Genomic DNA, 21932 nt, shown 5'->3' on the forward strand with positions numbered 1-21932 from the left:
CCGCTTTTCAATATCACATATTATTATTTCATATTAAAAATTAAGTTTGTAGCTCATAACATTGTTATGAAAAAAAGTCGGCACAAGTAGTAGCTGTGTTTCTGGAATATAATCGATATCTGCCGCATAAATACCACGCTCTCTTGTATCGAGCAATAATGTTTTTTGCCAATTGGTTGCATCTACGTAAAAAACACGCCCTTTCCAATCTGACACCACAAAATCTCCATTTTCTAATTTTACTATACCATCTGCATTTCCTAAATCTTCGACAAGTACTTTAGGCGTATTAGTCTCGAAATTATAAGCTCCGAAACATTGTCTTCCAAAATCTACAAAGAAAATATCCTCTTTTTGATGCAATAGTCCATTTAGCCTCCCTTCTTCACTTATTTTAATCATATTAATTTCTCCATGCTCTAAAACATAAATAGAATTAGTATTAGACCCTGAAGCATAAACAACACCTTCTGGACTAATTGTAAGATCATTTAATTGCGGTTCTCCTTCTACAGTGTAAGTATTGACTATTTTTTGTTCTTTTATATCTATTTCTACAATTTTGTCTATATCATTTACATATAATTTACCTTCAAAAATCCCCATGCCTTTAGGTGCGCTTAGACCTTCAATCCATTTTAATTCTATAATAGTTCCTTTTGTATCTATAGTCGATATAAAACCATTATTATCTTTTCCCCATGGAGATTCATTTATATTGGCAACAAAAATGGTATTTAATGCTTTATTATAAAGAACAGATTCACTAGTTGTTAAAAGAGTATCTGTTTGCCAGACTAAATCCAAGCTAGGCGTTTTCTTTAAATTTTCTTTAATCTGATTCGGGCTTTCCTCTTTTTTCTCTTTACATGAAAACCCTAATAAAAGAAGCACTAAAAGGCTCCCTAAAACACTATGTTTCATCGTATTATTTTTAAAAATTAATTTATTCTTTTAACTATCAAAGTATCTAGATCTAATTCTAACCTCAGCCATTTTTCAAGTTTTTCTTTATCTTTTTTTCTTATTTCTTCTTTAGCACTATTCGCCCATTTTACCGAAAAAACAGGTAGCGTATCTATCTTAGTAAAATTAGAGTTTATAACACTGGCATAAGAAAATTGCTCAATAGTTTCATAATGTATTTTCGCTTCTTTAGTCAGTTCCTCAAAATCAATATAATTACGTTCTAATTTTGAAAGTTGTTTAACCTTACCTTCCAGATAAGCTATTTTTTGAGTTTGGGATAATAAATCTAGAGAGTCTCGAGTACGTAATTCTTCCATATATCTGAAATTATCCAAATTTTTAGATTTATTCTGATTGACTATAAGTTGGGTTTCTATCAAGGCACTATAATCATTCATCCTACCTTGTAAAAGCGCAATGGTAGATTCCGGAACCTCATCTAAACCAAATGTATTCAATTCTATTACAGAACCTTCCTTTCCTAAATATTTATACGCAGCATTATTCTTTAAATATTCGGCATGTGGCAATGCGTTTAATTCATTATTTACAAAGTTTTTAGCGTCTCTATTAAAATTACTTTCTTTTAAAACATTTAAAAACGTCCATACGGCTGGAACCATAACCACTACGGCTAATAATGTTGCTATTTTGGAAATACGACTCCGCTTTTTAGAGTTTACATATTTAAGCATAGGAAAACGCAGCACTTTTAATACAATAAATGTTGCCATGGCAATAAAAATGGTATTTATTGCAAACAAATACATCGCACCTAAAAAGTACTCCCAATTGCCTTTAGCTAAACCATATCCTGCAGTACAAAGTGGTGGCATTAAGGCTGTAGCAATTGCAACTCCAAAAATAACCGAAGCAATAGTTCCCTTTTTAGTACGTGCAATAATCAATGCTAAGCCTCCAAAAAATGCTATTAAAACATCTCGAATATCTGGTTTCACTCTCCCTAAAAGTTCAGAATTATCTTCTCTTAAAGGAAACAACCAAAAGAATAAGAAAGCGGTTAACAAACTTAAAACAATCATAGTTGCTAAGTTTATCAACGATTTTCTTAAGGTATCAACATCGTTAATTGCTATAGAGAGCCCAACACCTAAAATAGGACCCATTAATGGTGAAATTAACATGGCTCCTATAACAACTGCTGTAGAATTGGCATTTAAACCTACTGAAGCCACAAAAATTGAGCAAATTAAAATCCATGCAGTAGCACCCTTAAACGGAATATCTCCTTTAATGGCCTCTATGGTGGCATCTCTATCGGTATCGTCTCTAAAATCAAGTAATTCACTAAAAAAGGTTTTTATACTTTGAAACAACCCTTTAGCGTCTTTTTTTACTGCTTCTTTTGATTGTTCAACGGCACTTTCCTGATTGGTTTCTTCTTCCGAAAAATTGAATTTACTTTCTTCACTCATAATTATATTTTACCCATAATGTGCTCCAAACTTGTCTTTCACTTTTTGGAGTACTTTTTTAATATCCTGTTCTTTTTTCTTAGGAAAGATAAGCAAAACTTCGTCTTTATCTACAATGATGTAATCTTGTAAGCCATCAACAACTACTATTTTGTCATTTTTAGTACGAATCATATTACCAGAAGCATCCTCTGTTAAGGTTCTGGCATTTACTATAGCGTTCTTGGTGTCGTCTTTATCTAACTTATCGTATAAACTTCCCCAGGTACCAAGATCGTTCCAATCGAAATCGGCAGCAATTACATAAACGTTGTTCGATTTTTCCATAATAGCATAGTCTACCGAGATATTTTCTGCTTTTGGATAATTTTCTCGAATAAAACTATCTTCTAAATCGGTATTATAAACTTCCATTCCTTTTTCAAACAGATTAAACAGTTCTGGTTGATTATTTAGAAACGCTTTTACTACAGAAGTCACACTCCACATAAAAATACCTGCATTCCATAAAAAGTTACCTTGTTCTATGTACTGCTTGGCCACCTCGTAAACAGGTTTTTCTTTAAATTGATTGACTGATTTTATTGCTTCTGCAGAAGATTTATCAAACTCAATATAACCATATCCTGTATTTGGGAATGTAGGCTGAATACCTAAGGTCATTAAAGCATCATTCTTAGAACAAAAGTCGAAAGCCTGTTGCACATTTCCGGAGAAAGCGTCTTCGTCTTCAATCCAGTGATCGCTAGGTGCTACAATCATAACGGCATCCGGATTTTCTTTTTGAATTTTTAATGACGCATACAATATACAGGGCGCTGTATTTCGCATAGCAGGTTCTAAAACAACTTGTCGTTTTGTAACGCTTGGTAATTGTTCAAAAACCAAATCGTTATAACGTTCGTTGGTTAAAATAAAAATATTCTCTTCTGGTATTAATTTTGCTAAACGGTAAAAGGTTTTTTGAATTAATGTATCACCTGTTCCCAACATATCGTGAAATTGCTTAGGAAAGTCTTGAGTACTTACTGGCCAAAATCTGGAACCAACACCGCCAGCCATTAAAATGGCATAATAGTTTTTATTTTTCATATTTTTTATTCCCACAAAAAGTAGGTCTTTGTTAGTTTATAATTTAAAAAAGCTCTTTTGTAAACTCTGTGTAACATTTGGTTTCAATTTATGAGATTCCCTAGCTTAAGTTCACTTCACTTCGACTTCGCTCGGTGACTATGACCATGTTCCAAAGACCCAAATTCGACTCCCTATCATTCTGTTAGACAATTGTTTAAAGAAAAACAAGAATAGCCATTGTTAATACGTTTCAAAATATACGACTTTTCCTTCATGTACTCAATAACGTCTATACTTAATTTAATCTATTACTTTAACTTCTGCATTGGGATTAAACAAATAAATTTTTCCTGTTTTAACTTCTATACATTCAAAACGTTTTACACGTTTTTGTCCCATTTTAAACACTTTATCATTGTATAATTTAAAAGTGCTCCCTAAAGGTACTTCAAAAATATAAGTTTTATTACTTGGCGGGTCAAACTGTTTTAACGCCAAGGCTAAATTAGCATCGGTATCGCTACTTGCTTTAGGGTTTTTAAAATGTTTTGCTAAAAGTGGTAACAAATGTTCTGGGAATATATTTGGATTTATAAAAGGTAACATTAAATGCTGAAAACTACGCTTCCATTCTATACCATGCGGTTTTATAAATCTACCATAGGTTTTATAGGCTTCAAAATGGGCTATTTCATGAATAAGGGTGATCAAGAACCGAAACTTATTGAGGTTTGAATTTATTGTTATCTCATGTTGGTCATTTGGCAATCGTTTATAATCACCATGGCGGGTTTTACGTTCATTTTTAATTCTAATTAACAAATTATCATGTTCTAAAAGTTTTAGAACCTGAATCAACGCTTTTTCTGGGATGTAGCTTTGAAGTAAATTTTGCATCACAACAAAAATACGAGAATTCTTTAAAGTTTCAACTATTACACTTGTATGAAAAATCTTCAAATTTTGTTTTTGGAATTAGTTTAGGTGGGATTACGTTCTCAGTCAAGGCAAAATAAATGCGAATAGCATCGCTATTTAAAGAAAATTTGCAGCAGAATGAGGGCTTAAAGCAATAAACTAAAGGATAAAATTTAAACAGTTTCTAAGAAAGCACCAAACTCAATAAATTAGACTCCTAAAGAACGCTATAATTGGAAACCTTGCCTTTGCTGGCAGGCAGATCCCCCCCAAAGGTAGGAGAATTTTTAGATGAAGCATGAGTCTCACTAAAAACCGAAAAGGTTTCCTGTTTTATATTTTTTGTCTAATCAATAAAAAGGAGAATCTATGACTTCTTATCAAGCAACCTATACCCATTTACAAAACTGACCACCAAGTACTAATAGGTAGGCTTTTTAGGACGAAATAGCGAGAACTTAATCTTTGTTGTTTGTATTTTATTTTCTAACTTTTTTCTATGTGTTTTAAATCTGTTTTTACTACTTTTAAACCTTCACTTACGGGTAATTCAGGTTTTGTTTTCATTGTTATTGTTTTATGTTTTAATAACAACGTAACTGGTTATTTTACAACAAACTGTATAGACAACACTAAGCTAGACTCTAGATATTTAGTGTAACTAAGTGATTAACTCAATAAACAAAATTAGGATGATAAAGAAAGTGACTAACAAATTAAAATATTTAATTAAAACAAAATTTACATTAAAGGAACTTAAAAAAAATAGTGATAATGATATTCGAATTATGGGATCAGTGATTGATTTTATAATTTCTGATAATAGTTGGACTGAGGAGGAAAAAGCGGCACTTAATGAAGTTGATAAATTAGAAAAAAAATATTTAAAATCATCTGAGACAATTGAAAATGTAGATTATGGGGCTGGAAGTTCAAACTCAAAAAAAAGCCAACAAAATATAAAAGAAGGAAACATTACGATTCAGAAGGTCTCAGACATCCACAAAATTGCTTCAAGTAATAAGAAATGGGGGAAATTAATTTTTAAAATTATTAGAGCACATAAACCAACTAATTGCTTAGAATTAGGAACAAGTCTTGGAGTATCGGCAGCATACCAAATCTTAGCATTAAAACTAAACCATAATGGAAACCTCACAACTATTGAAGGCTCAAAAGAGCGAGCCAAAATTGCAAATGAGAGTTTAAAAAATCTTCAGTATAAGGATTACAAAGTTGTTAATGGAAAGTTTTATGATATATTGCCAGAGGTTCTTGATAAAAATGAATTAATCGATTTGGTCTTTATTGATGGACATCATGATGAGACTGCCACTCAAAAGTATTTCGAATTATTGTATCCCTTTTTATCCGATAAATCAATTTTGATATTTGATGATATAAATTGGTCAAATGGAATGAAAAGTGTGTGGAAAAACATATACAAGGATAATAGAATTAACGTTTCATTTGATTTATATCAATGGGGAATTTGCCTCGTGAATAAGGATAAAAAAAAGATGGAAGAAAATCATTTTAATCTTAGAATATAGCTAAAGCATCACAACATTTTTAAAAGCTCAGACATACTACTAAACACTTTAGTAGCCTCACTTTGTAACTCATCATTATAATCATGCGCAGTAAATCCAAACACGTCAAAGCCACCACGTTTTGCTGCAAGAACTCCGGACAGGCTATCTTCTACAATCACACATTCACTTGGTTTAAATCCCATAGTTTCTGCTGCCCATAAAAATACGGCTGGATCTGGTTTCCATTTGTTAATAGCGTAACAACTAAAAATTTTATTTTCAAAAAGTGGCAATAAGCCTGTGAGTCCTAAATTAAGACGTATTTTTTCTTCTGGGCCACTGGAAGCTACACAAAAAGGCAAACTTAAATTTTCAAGTACTTGTTTAACGCCTTCAATTGGCTTCATATCTTTTTTAAAGGCTTCAAAACTTTTCTCTCTATACTCTGCTACAAATGTTTCCGGGATCGGTTTTCCTGATAATTCTGAAATAGTATCTATACAAGATTGAAGTGATTTTCCTTTAAAATATGCAAAAGCTTCATTTAAAGACATATAAACTCCTTGATCTTTAGCCATATCTGCTATAACTGAATTTCCAATTGTTTCGCTATCTACCAATACCCCGTCACAATCGAAGATAACACACTTATATTTACTCATAAGTAACATATTTAATACTCAATAATCTCAAATTCACTACGCCTGTTTAACTGGTGTTCTTCATCGGTACAGTCTAACATCGGACAAGGTACTATTGGTTGTAACTCACCAAAGCCTTGAAACTTCATTCTACGAGCATTTACATAGCCTTCTAATGCCAAATAATTCCTGGTCGATTCTGCACGTCGTTCAGATAATATTTGATTATATCGTACTGTCCCTCTACTATCGGTATGTGAACTTATTTTTAAATGAATCTTTGGATAACGTTCTAATTTAGCTGCTAACTCATCTAATATTACTTTAGAATCGCTCCTAATATTCCACATGTCAAAATTAAAATATATAGGTTCTAATTCAAAGAATAGTTTTCCATTTTTTTCAACCACAGGTGGTCCTTCGGTATCTGTGAGTAGGGCAAACCGCTCTGGATCATCTTCTTTTAGTTTTTTGTCAATTTTCTTTTCTGCTATAATAACTTCTACTGGATCTGGTGGGTCTGGCGGTGGTATTTTACTTAAATACAAAACATGTTTTTGGTCCTGTTCTTCAATCGCTCTAACATTCATTTCATTCGAACGGTATGCTTCATGTGTCGCTTTAAACCGATAATTGCCTGCTAATAAATTCATATTAAATGCAGCCAAAGAATCCAATGTATTATTATACAACTCTTTTTCTTTCTTATTTATTAAGGCAACTTTCACATTTGGTATATATGCTTTGGTTTCGGCATCTCGTACTTCAAATGTATTGATGTATTCTCTAATAAAAATTTCACCTGTTTGGGTAAACATAAAAATGTCGTCATTCTTTTTATTTCTATTAGATGCAAAGAAACCTTCTTTTTCGTTATGATAATTTAAATTAAAGTCATCATATCTCGAATTTATAGGTACTCCTAAATTAATAGGGGTTGTAAAATTGCCATTGTCCCATTCGGACACAAAATTATCCAACATCCCTAATCCCAAATGTCCATTGGAGGCAAAAAACAAATCGCCCTTTTGAGATATAAAAGGGAAGTGCTCTCTGTTTTCAGTATTAATAGTTTTTCCTAAATTAATCGGCTCACCAAATAGCCCATCCACTTCAATAGTCACATAATACAAATCATAACTTCCAAAACCACCTTCCATATTTGATGAGAAATAGAGCTTTTTTCCATCGGGACTTAGTGCTGGGTGCTGATATGAAAAACCGTTTTTATTAAATGACAGCTTTTCTAACTTAGCCCACTTTCCGTCTACCCGGGTTGCTTTATAGAGGTGAATATCATTACTAGACTGGTCGTTAAACTCTTTTTTACCATCGGTGTAATTGCTTCTGGATACGTATATGGTATTTCCATCATTACTAAAACAGAAATTACCTTCGTGCAACTTAGAGTTTATAGTTTTTGGCAAAGGTATTGTATTACCTAAAGTGTCATTTTTATCATTTACTTTGGTAACATAAATATCTAAAAAAGGCTGATGTGTCCACTTATAGGTTTTCTTAAATAACTTTTTAGTATCTCTATCTGATGTAAAGTAAACACTGTCTTTATATTTCACAGCTCCAAAATCTGAAGCTTCTGAATTAAAGCGTGTTTTTTTTATTTTATAATCTGGATTTTTAAGTTTAAATTCTTCTATAATTTCAACAGATTCTGATTTATTTAATGATGCTGATACATTTTCTTTATATATTTTAAAATAGTCTAAACCTGTTTCGTAATCGCCTAAAGCAGATAGTACCTGATATAGTTTAAAATTATATTCATTGTTATAGGTTTTATCTTTTTCTCCGAACCTTCCTTTTACTAATTGTTTTAAATAACGTGATGCTAATCTATATTGAAATGTATTGTAATAACAAGTAGCTATGTTTTCTAAAGCTTTTTTGTGTCGTTCTTTTGCTAATTCTTCCTCGTAATATATAGCGGCATTAATATAATCTCCTTTTTCGAAAAAACGGTCGGCTCTTGTTTTCTTTTGCCCAAATGATGACTGTATTAAAAACAGGGATATTATAATAAAAGTAATTTTCTTAATCATATTAATAAAATCTTGGAGACGCATATTTTTTACTCAATCCTAACACATCAAATTTATAAAGTAATACGAATTCGTGACTCCCACTGTTATAATTATTTAACTGGCTGGTATTAAAATCGTATGCATATCCTAGTTTAAGGTTGGGGGTTACATTAACACCAACCAAACCTGATATGGCGTCCTCATATCTATATGAAACACCTAATTCGAATCTATCCAGATATAAGGCATTCGCAGAAACATCAAAGGACAAAGGAGCCCCACCCACATACTTTACTACTGTAGATGGTTTTAATTTAAAATCATCATTAAGATCAAATACATAACCTCCTATTAAAAACGCGTGTGGGTTGTTATTGTACACAACGTCATTATTTACATTTAAGTCGCTGGGAACTAAATTGGGTGATGATAAACCAACGTAATAATGATGTTTGAAAAGGAATATTCCTACACCAATATTTAATACTGTTTTTTTAGCATTTTGAAATAAAGGATCTGTGCTTACATTACTTCCTAAGGCGCTAAAGTTTAAATGATCGACTCCCATTTTTACTCCAAATGAAAGATTTAAATCATTGCTAAGCGTTAATTTATATGCGGCATCTACATTAAATACATTTTCACTTATATTTATTTTACCTCCAATATTATCATTTAAATAATTTACACTTAATTCAATACGATCATTTAATGGTATATGTGCAAATACATTGGCTGTTTTTGGTGCTCCTTCTATACCAACCCATTGCGTACGGTACAAACTTCCTACTTGAATAATACTTGGCTCATTAATCATATACCCAGGGTTCACCATACTCATATTATACATGTATTGTGTATAATGTGGTTCTTGTTGTGAGAATGCAGACAGGCTACATATTATGAATAGTAATACTAATTTTATATTCATTCTATTTATTATCTACTTAAATAAAAATTCCCTTGTATTGGACCTGTTACGCCATCTTTAGGATCGAACTCATAAAAATAAACGCCAGATGGCAGCTTATCTCCTATAGTTAAAGACACGTTTGAAACGCCTTTAAAAAGTGGTGTGTTTCTGTTTCCTTTATAAACGGTTGTTCCAAACCTGTTGTAAATATTTAATTCAAAATTTGGAAATGTATTGGGTAAACCACACAAATCGAATTCATCATTTTCTCCATCTCCGTTGACAGAAATACCATCTTTAAAACACCTTTCACAGTCTATATGATTAAGAGGTAAAAGTGTTACTGTTATTCCAATTCTAGGAGACTCACATCCATCTGCATCAACGGCTGCAACGAAATAATCTTCACCATTAATTAAAAGGGTTCCTATTGATAATGGACTCGTATCATCAACGGTATCATACCAATTAAAACTCGAAGCATTACTGGCTACGAGATCTAAAACGGTTGCTCCAATACTAGCACAAAACACCTGATCTGTCGCTGTTGGACTTGCCACTTCTACGACCACAATAGAAATTTGTGATGTCTCCAAATAACACGAAGCATGTCCTTGAATCTCATACTGAAAATCATACGTTCCTTCGGTTAATTGTGATACATCTAGCAGGCTATCTGGTAATAAGTTTCCAGTATCTAAATCTCTAAAATCGCCACCTGTATCTGCAGAAGTATCTAAATAATCCACTAAATCTATTTGTAAATCTGAACGACATACAAAATAACTACCTCCAGTTCCTGCACTTGGGCTTTGGTAATTTACAACAGTCATGGTTTCCGAATTCCCAAAGCATTGAACAACTCCAAGAGCATCAACATTATCTGGAACGGTATAAATATAGTCTCCAGCATCTGAAACTCCTGGTGTTATTATAGCATTATGTGTTGCTGAAATATACCCATTAGGCCCTGACCAAGTACCATTTGCATTCGGGTTTCCTGTTAAATTATCAAACAAATCGAATGGGGTATTATTATCACATACATCTATTGATGATCCTATTCCAGACTGGTATTCTTCAAATACGAGAAAAGACAAATCTGCGGTGTCTAAACAATCATTTGATGTTCTTGTTCTATATTGATAATTGAATGTTTGTTGATCATTCACATTTGGTAAGGTAACTGGGTTTGTAACAGTAGCTCCTGTTGAAAGATCAATCCAAGTCCCTAAAGGGCCCTGATAAATAGGGTCATCTATACCATTTGTAGTTAATAAAGTGAATAAATCTAAGGGGCTGGCTATGGTTGGATCTGTTTCACAAAACTGTAGTCCTGATGTGTCCTCACCTGCATAAAGTTTAGGATGAATAACGAGAGTTACTTGAGCTCGTTCTGCTTGGCAAGGAAGTCTAGGGTCTATTGATGAAGTACAGTAACCTGGACTGTAATCTAAAACTTGGAAACTATCCGTCCCACAATTATATTGAGGGTAAACTACATATTCAAAAACATAAGTTCCACTTGGAGCATTTGTCAGATTAATAGTCCCTAAAGATGTATAGCCTGGAGAAGGAGACCCTGGATCTGTATTAGATATGAGACCTAAATCTGAAGGTCCGGAAATAAGATTCCAATTTGTCCAAGGATTCCTTTTATAATCAAATAAAATGCTATTTTCTGTTGTAAACTCTATTTGGTCATATAAATTTACAGTAGTTGGAAGCGAAATATCATCTTCACAATATTCATAAGGAGCACTACTCTGTTGGAACGGTCTTATGTATTCATAAATTTTAAAACCAACTACAGAAGCTGCATCTAAACATACTCCCGAACGTTGGTCTACTGAATATATATAATCTACTTCTGCACATCCAAACTTAACACCATCTCTAGCTATTATTTGGTCGTAAATAGCTTTAATATTAATTTCAGAATCTACTGGAGATGTTATTTGACCGTAACTGTCTGTTAACCAAACTCCTTCGGTATCTTCTAATACCAAAAACTGATCATTTGTTAGGTCAATGTCTGCATCATAATTTCCATCTATAATCCCCTTTTCACATATACGCGTATTTTTCGCATAACCAGGAAACACTTGTCTTACTATAGAAACGTTAACCGTTGTTTGAACAGTTAAATTACATGTTCCTATACCGCTTACTTCATAAGTTAATTCAAAGGTTTCTTCATCAACCAACGGAGGCCCCGATTGATATGGAATGGTAACTCTTAAGCTAGACCCCATTAAACTAATAAAATTAGGACTAGCTCCATTATAAGTCCACTTCCCATTAAGGTGAGGACTTGGAATAGATTCTAAAGCTTGAAAAAGATCTATATCCATAATTGCATTACAAATATCGGTGGGTTCGGATCCTTCATCACAAATTTGTATGTTAGCATCATCTGCATTTATTACTGGCAACGCATTACCAGAAAATGGCCCTAAAATTAAATTAAGTGTTACAGCTCTACCGCTTCCACAACTCGTACTATTTATTACAAACTCATAATCGGTAGGTGTTGTTGAAGCATTTATTAAATCCCACAAATATAAATCTCCTGTTGTATCATCTAGTGCAAAACTAAAATTTGGATCAAACCAAGTACCGGTTGCAGTAGTAATTGGAGTCACTCCGGGCAGGGCATTATATTCGTCATATAAATTAATGACACCATCTGGTGTTCCGTCGCTATCGCCGTCTATAGTAGTCATATCACAAACAGTAATGATTTCAACTATGTCGCATTGGGCTTGAGTTTTCGTTAATGAAGATATAATGATAACGAAAATTAGAAATTTAATACTTTTCAATATATAGTAGATTTAATTCATAGTGAGTCAATTATTATTAACATCCTGTTAGATTATAGGCAAAAAAGCTATTAACATTTTGTTTATTAATAACTAATCAAATATATGTATTAACTCACTAAAAAGCGATAGAAATACTGATAAAAATTGTATAAAATTTAAGTGAGGTTATTTTAATCTATGTCTCAAGGGGTTGAACTAGAAACCTGTAGTAGTTTCCCATTATAATATTTATTCCCATTTAGAGAAAAATCAAAAATATATTGTGCTACTTCTAAAGCTGTTGTAGGTGCTTGATATCCAGGAAAAGCTTCTTCCAACATTTCGGTTTGTACTGCTCCCAAAGCTAATACATTAAACGATGGCCCAGTTTCTTTATATTCTTCTGCTAGTAACTCGGTTAAAGTAATTACTGCAGCTTTACTGGAACTATAAGCAGCCAAACCTGGGAATTTCATACTGCCTTGCACGCCACCCATCGAACTAATAGTTACAACATGGCTGGCATTCTTCATAAATGGAATAGTTATTCTGGTCATTTCCGACACTCCAAAAACATTGGTTTTATAGACCTGTTCGAAATCTTCCATCGATGTTTCTAAAAAAGGTTTATTAAGCAATGTTCCTGCATTATTAATCAATACATCTACCTGGTTCCAATTAGAATTAATAAAAGTTTCTACTTTTTTATAATCATCTTTTTCGCTTAAATCGAACGACAATGATGTTACATTTTTTAACTGAAGATCTTCTATTGGTTTACTATTTCTGGATAAGGCTAATATATTATAATCTGCTTTAGCGAATAGCCGAACCAACTCGAAACCAATACCTCTACTTGTTCCTGTTATAATTATATTTTTACTCATCGTTTAACTTTATTTCTTTTGTTTCGGCATTAATCATACCTTCTAAAGCTGGAATCATTTTATTTATAAAAGATGTCATATGCTCAAAATCCATTTTATCAGCCTCATCATCTACATGATGGTAATAGTCAAAATTAGTAAAATCGAATGTGGATATAGCTTGAGCTGGTACTTTAAACGCATTATAAAAGGGGTAATTATCCGATCGCATAAACAAATTATACGCCTTGGCCTGAGGCAAAAAACCAACAATGTCTTCTTCTGCATAGCTATTTAGTTTTTCTGCCATGTTAGATTTTTTATAACCTGTTAAATAAGCTATTGTTTCATTTTCTGCTCTAGGAACACCTATCATCTCAAAATTAATCATGGTATATAAATTAAGTCCCTCTTTTTTTAATCGCTTAGCCAAATGTTCGGAGCCTTTCAGCCCCATTTCTTCGGCAGCATACAACGTAAATAAAATGCTTCGTTTGTTACTTTTCGATTTAGAAAAATACGTTGCCCATTCTAAAACAGCCACTGTACCAGAAGCATCATCATTGGCTCCATTGGCTATGGCATCTCCATTTACAGGTTCTGCCGTTCCTATATGATCATAGTGAGCACCTAGGACAACAAACTCATCTTTCAATTTTGGATCTTGACCTTCAATATACCCTACTATATTATACCCAACTATATTCTTTAAATTAAAGCTGTCTCTGTAAGTTTTAAAATAAGGTTGAACGTTATTTTCTTTAAAAAAATTTTCTATAAAAACAGCTGCTTTTTCAATACCCGCACTTCCTGTATTTCTTCCTTCTAAAGTATCTGAAGCTAAATACTCTAAACTCGATATCACGTTTTCTTTTAAAGCAAGAATGGGTTTGTTTTTAGAAAGAGATTCTTTTTTTTCTGTATCTGTTACATTGCTTGTTTTGCTCGTCTTTACTTCTGTGACACTTTTTTGAGAACCACAACTTAAAAACGTTATCGTTATTATTATACTTAATAGTTTTTTCATTCTGAATTAATTTAATGTTTAAAGATAAAAAACTACTATTATAATAATGGTATATTGAAATTGTTTATTCTACAGTATTTATTTTTCAGCTTATTACTGCTCTTAATATCAATATTAAGAGCAATTTTATAAATGTTAAAGTCGCATAATTACTTTTTAACGATCTTACGGACTACTGTACCCTTATCGGTTTGTACTTTTAATACATAAGTTCCACTTGATAAGGCTGATAAATCAATCTTTTTACTATCCTCCTTTTTTTTTGACCATATTTCAGCTCCTTGGAGGTTATAAATTGCCAACTGTTCTATGATGCCCTCCATATCTATTGTTATACTTTCTGCAGATGGAATAGGATATAACCTGAATGTCTCTTTTACTATATCTGGTGTGCTTAAACTACAATCTTTACCTCCATCTGTTATAGTCCAACCTGCATCAATTAGCTTTTGCCTTTCCGTTTCAGTATTACAATACACACTATTGCCTCCGTTAAAGTATACACCACTTTGCAATAACCCCCTACTACTCCATCCTTTTAAAAGAGCTTCATAATGTTCAGTAGAAAGCGTAACCCCTCGAAACATGTTCTTCATGGTTGTAACATTCGAAATATTCCAGCCTCCTATATCTTGGCTAAAACTTGTTGCACCATCAAACATCCCTTCCATATTTTCAACATTCCTAACGGAACTGTACCAGTTATCCAAACTTCCATTAAATTTTGATGCGCCACGAAACATATGCTTCATATTAGTAACCTTAATAACATTCCAACCTTCCAAATCTTGATTAAAATCTTCCGCACCATCAAACATCCCCTCCATATTTTCAACACTCCAAACTACTATGTACCAACTCTCTAAACTCCCATTAAATTTTGATGCGCCACGAAACATATGCTTCATATTAGTAACACTACTAACATTCCAACTTATCAAATCTCGATTAAAATCTTCCGCACCATCAAACATCCCCTCCATATTTTCAACATTCCTAACGAAACTGTACCAGTTTTCTAAACTCCCATTAAATTTTGATGCGCCACGAAACATATGCTTCATATTAGTAACACCACTAACATTCCAATCTTTCATACTCTGATTGTAAGCTGTAGCGCCATCAAACATCCCTTCCATATACTTAACGTTACGAACATCATTAGACCAATTCAACAAATTTCTGTTAAAGCTTGATGCTCCTCGAAACATATGTGTCATATTAGTAACCATTGATACGTCCCAGTCCTTTATATCTTGATTAAAACGGGTTGCACCATCAAACATCCCTTCCATATCTTTAACATTACCAACCTGAGAATTCCAATTCCCTATATTTCCATCAAAACTTGATGCGCCGCGAAACATATTCTTCATACTGGTAACACTTGATACGTCCCAATTTCCGATATCCTGATTAAAATTAGATACCCCTCGAAACATGTTACTTAGGCTAATATTATAATATGATAAATCTGGAGGATCTGTGGCATTTATTTGTAAATTCTCGCAACCATAAAAGGCATTTTCCATAGACTCCCAAGTTTGAGTACCCCAATTCTCGATAGTTTGTATTTTTAATTTATCACCAGAATTATTAAAATGAATTCTAGGAAAATCTTCAGAAATAGTTACAGTATATGTGCCAGCTAATGCATAAGTATGTGTAGCATTACCTTTTAAATCTACATCTGTTGTTTCGTCTCCCCAATTTACAGTATAATTATAACCCGTTCCCTCAGTTGGTATAGTAATGGACTCATTTGCTGTGGTAGTTTCCCAGGTTGTTATAAACGGACAATATTTACCTCGATCATATATCCTCCAATTAAAATTATCTATAAGTTTTTGTCTGGCGTTTTCCGCCTCCTCACTACAATAGGTACTGTATCCTCCTCCAAATCTTAAATTAGATTGTAAAGAGAGGCTACTCCAACCTTTTAATAAAGCTTCATAGTTCTCTGTAGAAAGTTTAGACAAATAAAACATATCATACATGGTAGTGACATTGCTTACATCCCAGCTCCCAAGATTTTGATTAAATAAAATAGAGTAATAAAACATGTCGGACATGTCTGTAACTCCAGAAACATTCCATTCTCCAATATCTTGATTAAATGTAACAGCATTTTGAAACATACTTGACATACTTTCAACATTTGACACATCCCAGTCTCCAATATCTTGATTAAATGCAACTGCCCTATGAAACATTTCAATCATATATTTAATATTTGATACATCCCAGTCTCCAATATTTTGGTTAAAACTTGATGCACCATCAAACATTCTACTCATATTTTCAACGTTAGATAAATCCGGAGTATCTGTTGCTTCTCCTTCTAAATATGCGCAACCACGAAAAGCTGCCAGCATAGAGTCCCACTTCTGATTTCCCCATTGCTTTATACTTTTAATTTTTAATCTATCGCCAGTGTTATTGAAATAAATTCTAGGAAAATCGCCCGTAATTGTTACTGCATAAGTACCTGCTGTAGCATAAGCATGTGTTGCATTACCCGTTTGGTTAATACTTGTATCACCGTCTCCCCAATCTACGGTGTAATTATAACCAGCACCTATAGTAGGTATGGTGATAGACTCATTTGCTGTTGTCGTTTCCCATGTTGTGATAAATTGTGCTTGTAATGTTGTGCATAAACTTAAGAGAAGTACCAAAAGCGGTATTTTTTTAATCATTGTGATAGATTTTTAGGATTAATGACTCCAAAATTACCCTAACAATATAACCTGACCATTGATGTAGATCAATAAATTCCTACCAATTAAAGTTGATTGAAACAAAAAACCTATTTCAATCCCGATAACTATCGGAAGAAACAGGTTTTTTTATTTTATGAAAAGATTCCTGCTATTGTTTATCTCGAACGAAGATGAAAAGCAGAAGAATTTATTATGCAAGCATGGTCACAGGGTTTTCAATATACCCTTTTAATGTTTGTAGAAATTGCGCTCCAGTAGCACCGTCAACCGTTCTGTGGTCACAGGCTAAAGATAGCTTCATTGTATTTCCAACAACTATTTTACCTTCTTTAACTACAGGCTTCTCAATAATATTACCTACAGAAAGAATAGCCGAGTTTGGTTGATTAATAATCGATGTAAAGCTTTCTATACCAAACATTCCTAAATTAGAAACCGTAAAGGTACTGCCTTCCATTTCTGCCGGTGTTAATTTTTTGTTTCTGGCTTTTCCAGCTAATTCTTTAACAGCGGCTCCTATTTGTGGTAGTGATTGTTCGTTTGTAAACTTAACTACAGGAACTACCAATCCGTCAGGTACTGCTACAGCTACACCAACATGTACATGGTTGTTTAATCGCATTTTATCTGCGAACCACTGTGAATTTACTTGTGGGTGTTGCTTTAATGCTAAAGCACAGGCTTTAACGATCATATCGTTATATGATATTTTTGTATCTGGGATAGAGTTGAATTGTTTACGGAACGCTATCGCATTTTCCATATCAAACTCTACATTTAAATAATAATGTGGTGCTGTAAACTTCGAATTTGTTAATGCTTTAGCAATCGCTTTTCGCATTTGTGAGTTTGTAACCTCATCAAAATCTTCTTGTCCTGTTGGAACAAATTTTCCAACGGATGCTCCTGAAGAAGCTGGAACAAAATTCTCAACATCTTGTTTAATGATACGTCCGTTTTCTCCAGAGCCTTGTACTTGAGATAAGTTAATCCCTTTTTCTTCTGCTATCTTTTTAGCTAATGGTGATGCGAACAATCGTCCATTTGAAGAAATTACTTGAGTATTCTTATGTGACTTCTCGGCTGTGCTTGAAGTGACACTAGCTTCCTTTTTAGGTGCTTCTACTTTTGGAGCCTCTTTTTTAGGCGCTTCTTCAGATTTTACCGAACTAGTATCTACTTTAAAATTACTTGCTATGTCTTTAACATCTGTCCCTGCAGGACCTATTATAGCTAATAAGGCATCTACTTTTGCCGATTCTCCTTCTTGCAATCCTACATGAAGTAATGTTCCTGCTTGAAACGATTCAAACTCCATTGTTGCTTTATCGGTTTCTATTTCTGCAAGAATATCACCTTCTTCAACAGTATCTCCTATTTTTTTAAGCCATGTTGCAACAGTTCCTTCTTCCATCGTATCGCTTAAACGTGGCATAGTTACAACGATAACACCTTCTGGCAGTTCGACTTCGCTCACTGACCCATTATCGACTTCGCTCGCAGGCTCATCGTTCTGAATAACATCTTCTTTTACTTCTGCAGGAGCGTCACCGCCACCACTTAATAAACTTGTTATATCTTCTCCTTCATCTCCTATAATGGCTAATAAGGCATCCACTTTAGTTGTTTCTCCTTCTTGAACACCTATATGAAGTAAAGTCCCTTCGTTAAAAGATTCGAACTCCATAGTTGCTTTATCAGTTTCTATCTCTGCAAGGATATCGCCTTCTTCTACTTTATCGCCCACTTTCTTTAACCAAGCCGCAACGGTTCCTTCTTCCATCGTGTCGCTTAAACGCGGCATATTTACTACTATCGCCATAGCTTATAATTTATGTTGAATAAATGGATAATCTTCTTGCTCGTAAACCACATCGTAAAGTTGTTGTACTTCTGGAAATGGAGATTCTTCAGCAAATTTTTCACATTCTGCTACTAGATCTTTTACGCGTTTATCAATCACTTTTAAATCATCTGCAGATGCGTATTTCTTTTCTAGAATAATATCTTTAACTTGAGTTATTGGATCTATTTTCTTATACTCTTCTACCTCATCTTTTGTTCTATAATGCTGCGCATCACTCATAGAATGCCCTCTGTATCGGTATGTTTTTAACTCTAAAAATGTTGGGCCACCGCCTTTACGTGCACGTTGTATAGCTTCATCAAATGCTTCTGCAACTTTTACAGGGTTCATTCCATCAACTGGGCCACATGGCATTTCATAACCTAAACCTAATTTCCATACATCTTCGTGGTTTGCTGTACGTTCTACAGAAGTTCCCATAGCATAACCATTATTCTCACAAACAAATACTACTGGAAGATTCCAAAGCATTGCTAAATTAAATGTTTCGTGTAACGACCCTTGGCGGGCAGCTCCATCTCCAAAACAACAAAGCGTTACAGCATCGCTATTATGATATTTATCACCAAACGCTATACCAGCTCCTAAAGGAATTTGTCCTCCAACGATACCGTGACCTCCATAAAAACGATGTTCTTTAGAAAATATATGCATCGATCCTCCCATACCTTTAGATGTTCCGGTAACCTTTCCATATAATTCTGCCATAACACGTTTAGGGTCTACTCCCATACCTATAGGTTGTACGTGATTTCTATAAGCTGTGATCATTTTGTCTTTAGTCAAATCCATAGCATGCAAAGCACCTGCTAAAACAGCTTCTTGACCATTATACAAATGAAGAAATCCTCTTACTTTTTGTTGTATATATACGGCTGCCAGTTTATCTTCAAACTTTCTCCAAAACAACATATCTTCATACCATTTCAGGTATGTCCCTTTAGTGATTTTTTGCATCGACTAATTTTAGATTTTAATTAAGCAAATACAAAAGTAATACATTGACAGTTATTGCAAAAACGGAAACTCATTAAAGTAAAAAAAATGTCAAAAAAAAAGCTCTTTATGGGCAAGATTATTTTTTTGATAATTTTTTATATTGAATACTATGGTATTTAAAATTTCTAATGTATTTATACCACATATATTTAATACCTTTTAAACTTTCAAAGCACCGATCTATCAAAAACAAGAGGCAATAGGTTTGCAAGTGAATTAGATTTAGCAACTTTTCCTGTGCTTCCCATAAAATAAATCTCTATAGGGGTATCTTGTTTTATTTCATATTCAGCAATAGCTTGTCTACAAGCACCACAAGGCGGAATGGGTTCTGTGGTTTGCTTGTTTTTTGACCCTGCCGAAATAGCCATTCTAATTATTTTTGCTTTTGGATATTGTGAACCCGCATAGTAAATTGCTGTTCGTTCTGCACATAATCCTGATGGATACGATGCGTTTTCCTGATTACTACCAGTAATTATTTTACCGTTATCCAATAATAATGCTGCCCCAACACTAAAGTTTGAATAAGGAGCATAAGCTTTATCTCTAGCTTCGATAGCTTTTTGCATAAGCAAAATCACTTCTTTTGGAAGCGCATCTAAATCGTCATAGAGATATAATGTAGTCGCTATTTTTATTTCCTTCATACTCAAATGTATTAAATAAATTCACGAAATACGAAACTCATATTAAACTATTTATAATTGACTATAAATCAAAGATAAGTTTAGTGTAAACAAAAAAACTATTGTTCAATGAACAATAGTTTTTTATATATTTCTTTGTTTCGGTTTGGGTTAATACTCGTTATATGTACCTTCTCCTATATTAAATGTTAACGAAAAGCGCAATGTGTTTTCTAAAGGACTCTGTACTTTTGATGCTGAAAACAGGTATGACAAATCAATATTTACAACTTTGGCTTTAAAACCGGCTCCTAATGCTAAAAATTTTCTAGCACCTTTATCTTCACTTTCGTTAAAATAACCTGCTCTAAAAGCAAAAGAATCTTGATATACATATTCTGCTCCTAATGACCATGTAAACTCCTTTATCTCTTCACTAAAACCACCTGGAGCATCTCCAAACGATTGAAACATTCCTGATAAAAAACTAACATCCCGATCTTTACCTTCTATAATGACATCTTCTTGTTCCAAGCTTCCTAATGTATCATCTTCTTCTGTATAAACACCATCATTATTATCGTCTGAATAATTAAATTGGTCTCCTAATATTGGAGGCGTAGGCACCAATAGTTTTGCTACCTCTAGGGTTACAGCGACTTTGTTATAATTATCAAATATAAAGTCGAATCCACCTCCTAAACGTAGGGTTGTAGGTTGGAAGTTCTCATCACCACCTTCGTCATATTTAAATCTTGGTCCAATATTTTGAATGGCAAATCCTAAACGCCAACGTCCGTTAAAATCGGCATAAGCCTCTTCTTCACTTTGATAATATCCGGAAAGGTCTACACCAAAGGTACTAGCAGATGTTGCATCTCCATCTACACCACTTAGTCTTAAATCTGATAGCAAATAACGCATAGCTACCGACATTCCAAACTGATCTGTTAGTCTTAAAGCATAAGAAGCATCTATAGTAAGCTCATTAGGTCTTTGTATTAATGGGGTTGCAAATTCATCTTCTACAAACTCAATATCCCCTAAAGAAAAATATTTAAAACTTGCAGCAAATGCACTACGTTCGTCTAATCGATTAAAATAAGTAACGTTTCCTAAAAAAATATCGTTAACCAATTTACTTAAGTAAGGTGTATAACTTACTCCTATACCCATTTTATTTTCTGAAAACAGATATTTAGATGAATTCCATTGTTGTGAAAAAGCATCAACAGAAGTTGCCACTCCCATATCTCCCATAGCAGCAGCTCGGGCATCTGGGGCAATTAAAATAAACGGTAATCCAGTAGTAATAACTCTACTATCGTTAGGTTTTGGAATTATTGTTGTTTGAGCACCTAATTTTAGTACTGAAACAAAGGTTAATACTATTAATATTCTATTCTTCATGTATTAAATTTAGTTAGCAAATATAATTTTTATTTTTAAAAACTTTTCTAGCTCTATCTTTAACTTGTACAAATAT

The 21932-nt window shown here is 33.4% G+C and carries 16 protein-coding genes; 1 reads left to right on the forward strand and 15 read right to left on the reverse strand.

All coding sequences use genetic code 11. The annotated features are described in order from the left end of the window. Positions 1 to 33: 33 nt before the first annotated feature. The 4 genes from Q4Q35_RS20320 to Q4Q35_RS20335 form a co-directional block, all read right to left on the reverse strand. A complete protein-coding gene (locus Q4Q35_RS20320; RefSeq protein ID WP_303279881.1) occupies positions 34 to 924 on the reverse strand; it encodes a hypothetical protein in 891 nt (296 codons plus the stop codon). A gap of 17 nt (positions 925 to 941) precedes the next feature. Next, positions 942 to 2405: a DUF389 domain-containing protein gene (locus tag Q4Q35_RS20325; protein WP_303279882.1), complete on the reverse strand. Its 1464-nt coding sequence runs from the start codon at positions 2403 to 2405 to the stop codon at positions 942 to 944. A gap of 9 nt (positions 2406 to 2414) precedes the next feature. After that, positions 2415 to 3497 carry a mannose-1-phosphate guanylyltransferase gene (locus tag Q4Q35_RS20330; RefSeq protein ID WP_303279884.1) on the reverse strand — a complete coding sequence of 361 codons (1083 nt, stop codon included), beginning with the start codon at positions 3495 to 3497 and terminating at the stop codon, positions 2415 to 2417. A 282-nt stretch (positions 3498 to 3779) separates the two neighbouring features. Beyond that, positions 3780 to 4376 (reverse strand): SprT-like domain-containing protein, encoded by a 597-nt coding sequence (locus Q4Q35_RS20335; RefSeq protein WP_303280297.1) that lies wholly within the window; start codon positions 4374 to 4376, stop codon positions 3780 to 3782. A 725-nt stretch (positions 4377 to 5101) separates the two neighbouring features. Between Q4Q35_RS20335 and Q4Q35_RS20340 the strand changes: the two genes are divergently transcribed. Next, positions 5102 to 5950 carry an O-methyltransferase gene (locus Q4Q35_RS20340; protein ID WP_303279886.1) on the forward strand — a complete coding sequence of 283 codons (849 nt, stop codon included), beginning with the start codon at positions 5102 to 5104 and terminating at the stop codon, positions 5948 to 5950. 8 nt (positions 5951 to 5958) lie between these two features. Here Q4Q35_RS20340 and Q4Q35_RS20345 read toward each other — a convergent pair whose 3' ends face one another. From Q4Q35_RS20345 to porV, 11 genes are all read right to left on the reverse strand, one after another. After that, a complete protein-coding gene (locus Q4Q35_RS20345; protein WP_303279887.1) occupies positions 5959 to 6594 on the reverse strand; it encodes an HAD family hydrolase in 636 nt (211 codons plus the stop codon). An 11-nt stretch (positions 6595 to 6605) separates the two neighbouring features. Further along, complete coding sequence (locus Q4Q35_RS20350) at positions 6606 to 8633, reverse strand: OmpA family protein (protein WP_303279888.1); 2028 nt, start codon at positions 8631 to 8633, stop codon at positions 6606 to 6608. A 1-nt stretch (position 8634) separates the two neighbouring features. Continuing rightward, entirely contained in the window at positions 8635 to 9546 is a 912-nt protein-coding gene (locus tag Q4Q35_RS20355; protein ID WP_303279889.1) for a PorP/SprF family type IX secretion system membrane protein, read from the reverse strand. Positions 9547 to 9554: 8 nt separating this feature from the next. After that, positions 9555 to 12254, reverse strand: coding sequence for a T9SS type B sorting domain-containing protein (locus tag Q4Q35_RS20360; RefSeq protein WP_303279891.1), 2700 nt, complete (start codon positions 12252 to 12254; stop codon positions 9555 to 9557). 284 nt (positions 12255 to 12538) lie between these two features. Then, positions 12539 to 13222, reverse strand: coding sequence for an SDR family NAD(P)-dependent oxidoreductase (locus Q4Q35_RS20365; RefSeq protein ID WP_303279892.1), 684 nt, complete (start codon positions 13220 to 13222; stop codon positions 12539 to 12541). Continuing rightward, positions 13215 to 14228, reverse strand: coding sequence for a M20/M25/M40 family metallo-hydrolase (locus Q4Q35_RS20370; protein ID WP_303279893.1), 1014 nt, complete (start codon positions 14226 to 14228; stop codon positions 13215 to 13217). Before Q4Q35_RS20370 ends, Q4Q35_RS20365 begins: the two co-directional genes overlap by 8 nt. A gap of 149 nt (positions 14229 to 14377) precedes the next feature. Continuing rightward, a complete protein-coding gene (locus Q4Q35_RS20375; RefSeq protein WP_303279894.1) occupies positions 14378 to 16927 on the reverse strand; it encodes a BspA family leucine-rich repeat surface protein in 2550 nt (849 codons plus the stop codon). Positions 16928 to 17141: 214 nt separating this feature from the next. Beyond that, positions 17142 to 18773, reverse strand: a complete 1632-nt coding sequence (locus Q4Q35_RS20380; RefSeq protein WP_303279895.1) for a pyruvate dehydrogenase complex dihydrolipoamide acetyltransferase — start codon at positions 18771 to 18773, stop codon at positions 17142 to 17144. 3 nt (positions 18774 to 18776) lie between these two features. Next, a complete protein-coding gene (gene pdhA, locus Q4Q35_RS20385; RefSeq protein WP_303279897.1) occupies positions 18777 to 19775 on the reverse strand; it encodes a pyruvate dehydrogenase (acetyl-transferring) E1 component subunit alpha in 999 nt (332 codons plus the stop codon). Positions 19776 to 19984: 209 nt separating this feature from the next. Further along, positions 19985 to 20467 (reverse strand): cytidine deaminase, encoded by a 483-nt coding sequence (gene cdd, locus Q4Q35_RS20390; protein WP_303279898.1) that lies wholly within the window; start codon positions 20465 to 20467, stop codon positions 19985 to 19987. A gap of 150 nt (positions 20468 to 20617) precedes the next feature. Then, positions 20618 to 21856, reverse strand: coding sequence for a type IX secretion system outer membrane channel protein PorV (gene porV / locus Q4Q35_RS20395; RefSeq protein ID WP_303279899.1), 1239 nt, complete (start codon positions 21854 to 21856; stop codon positions 20618 to 20620). Positions 21857 to 21932 lie beyond the last annotated feature (76 nt).

Source organism: Flavivirga aquimarina, assembly GCF_030540835.1.
Classification (GTDB): domain Bacteria; phylum Bacteroidota; class Bacteroidia; order Flavobacteriales; family Flavobacteriaceae; genus Flavivirga; species Flavivirga aquimarina.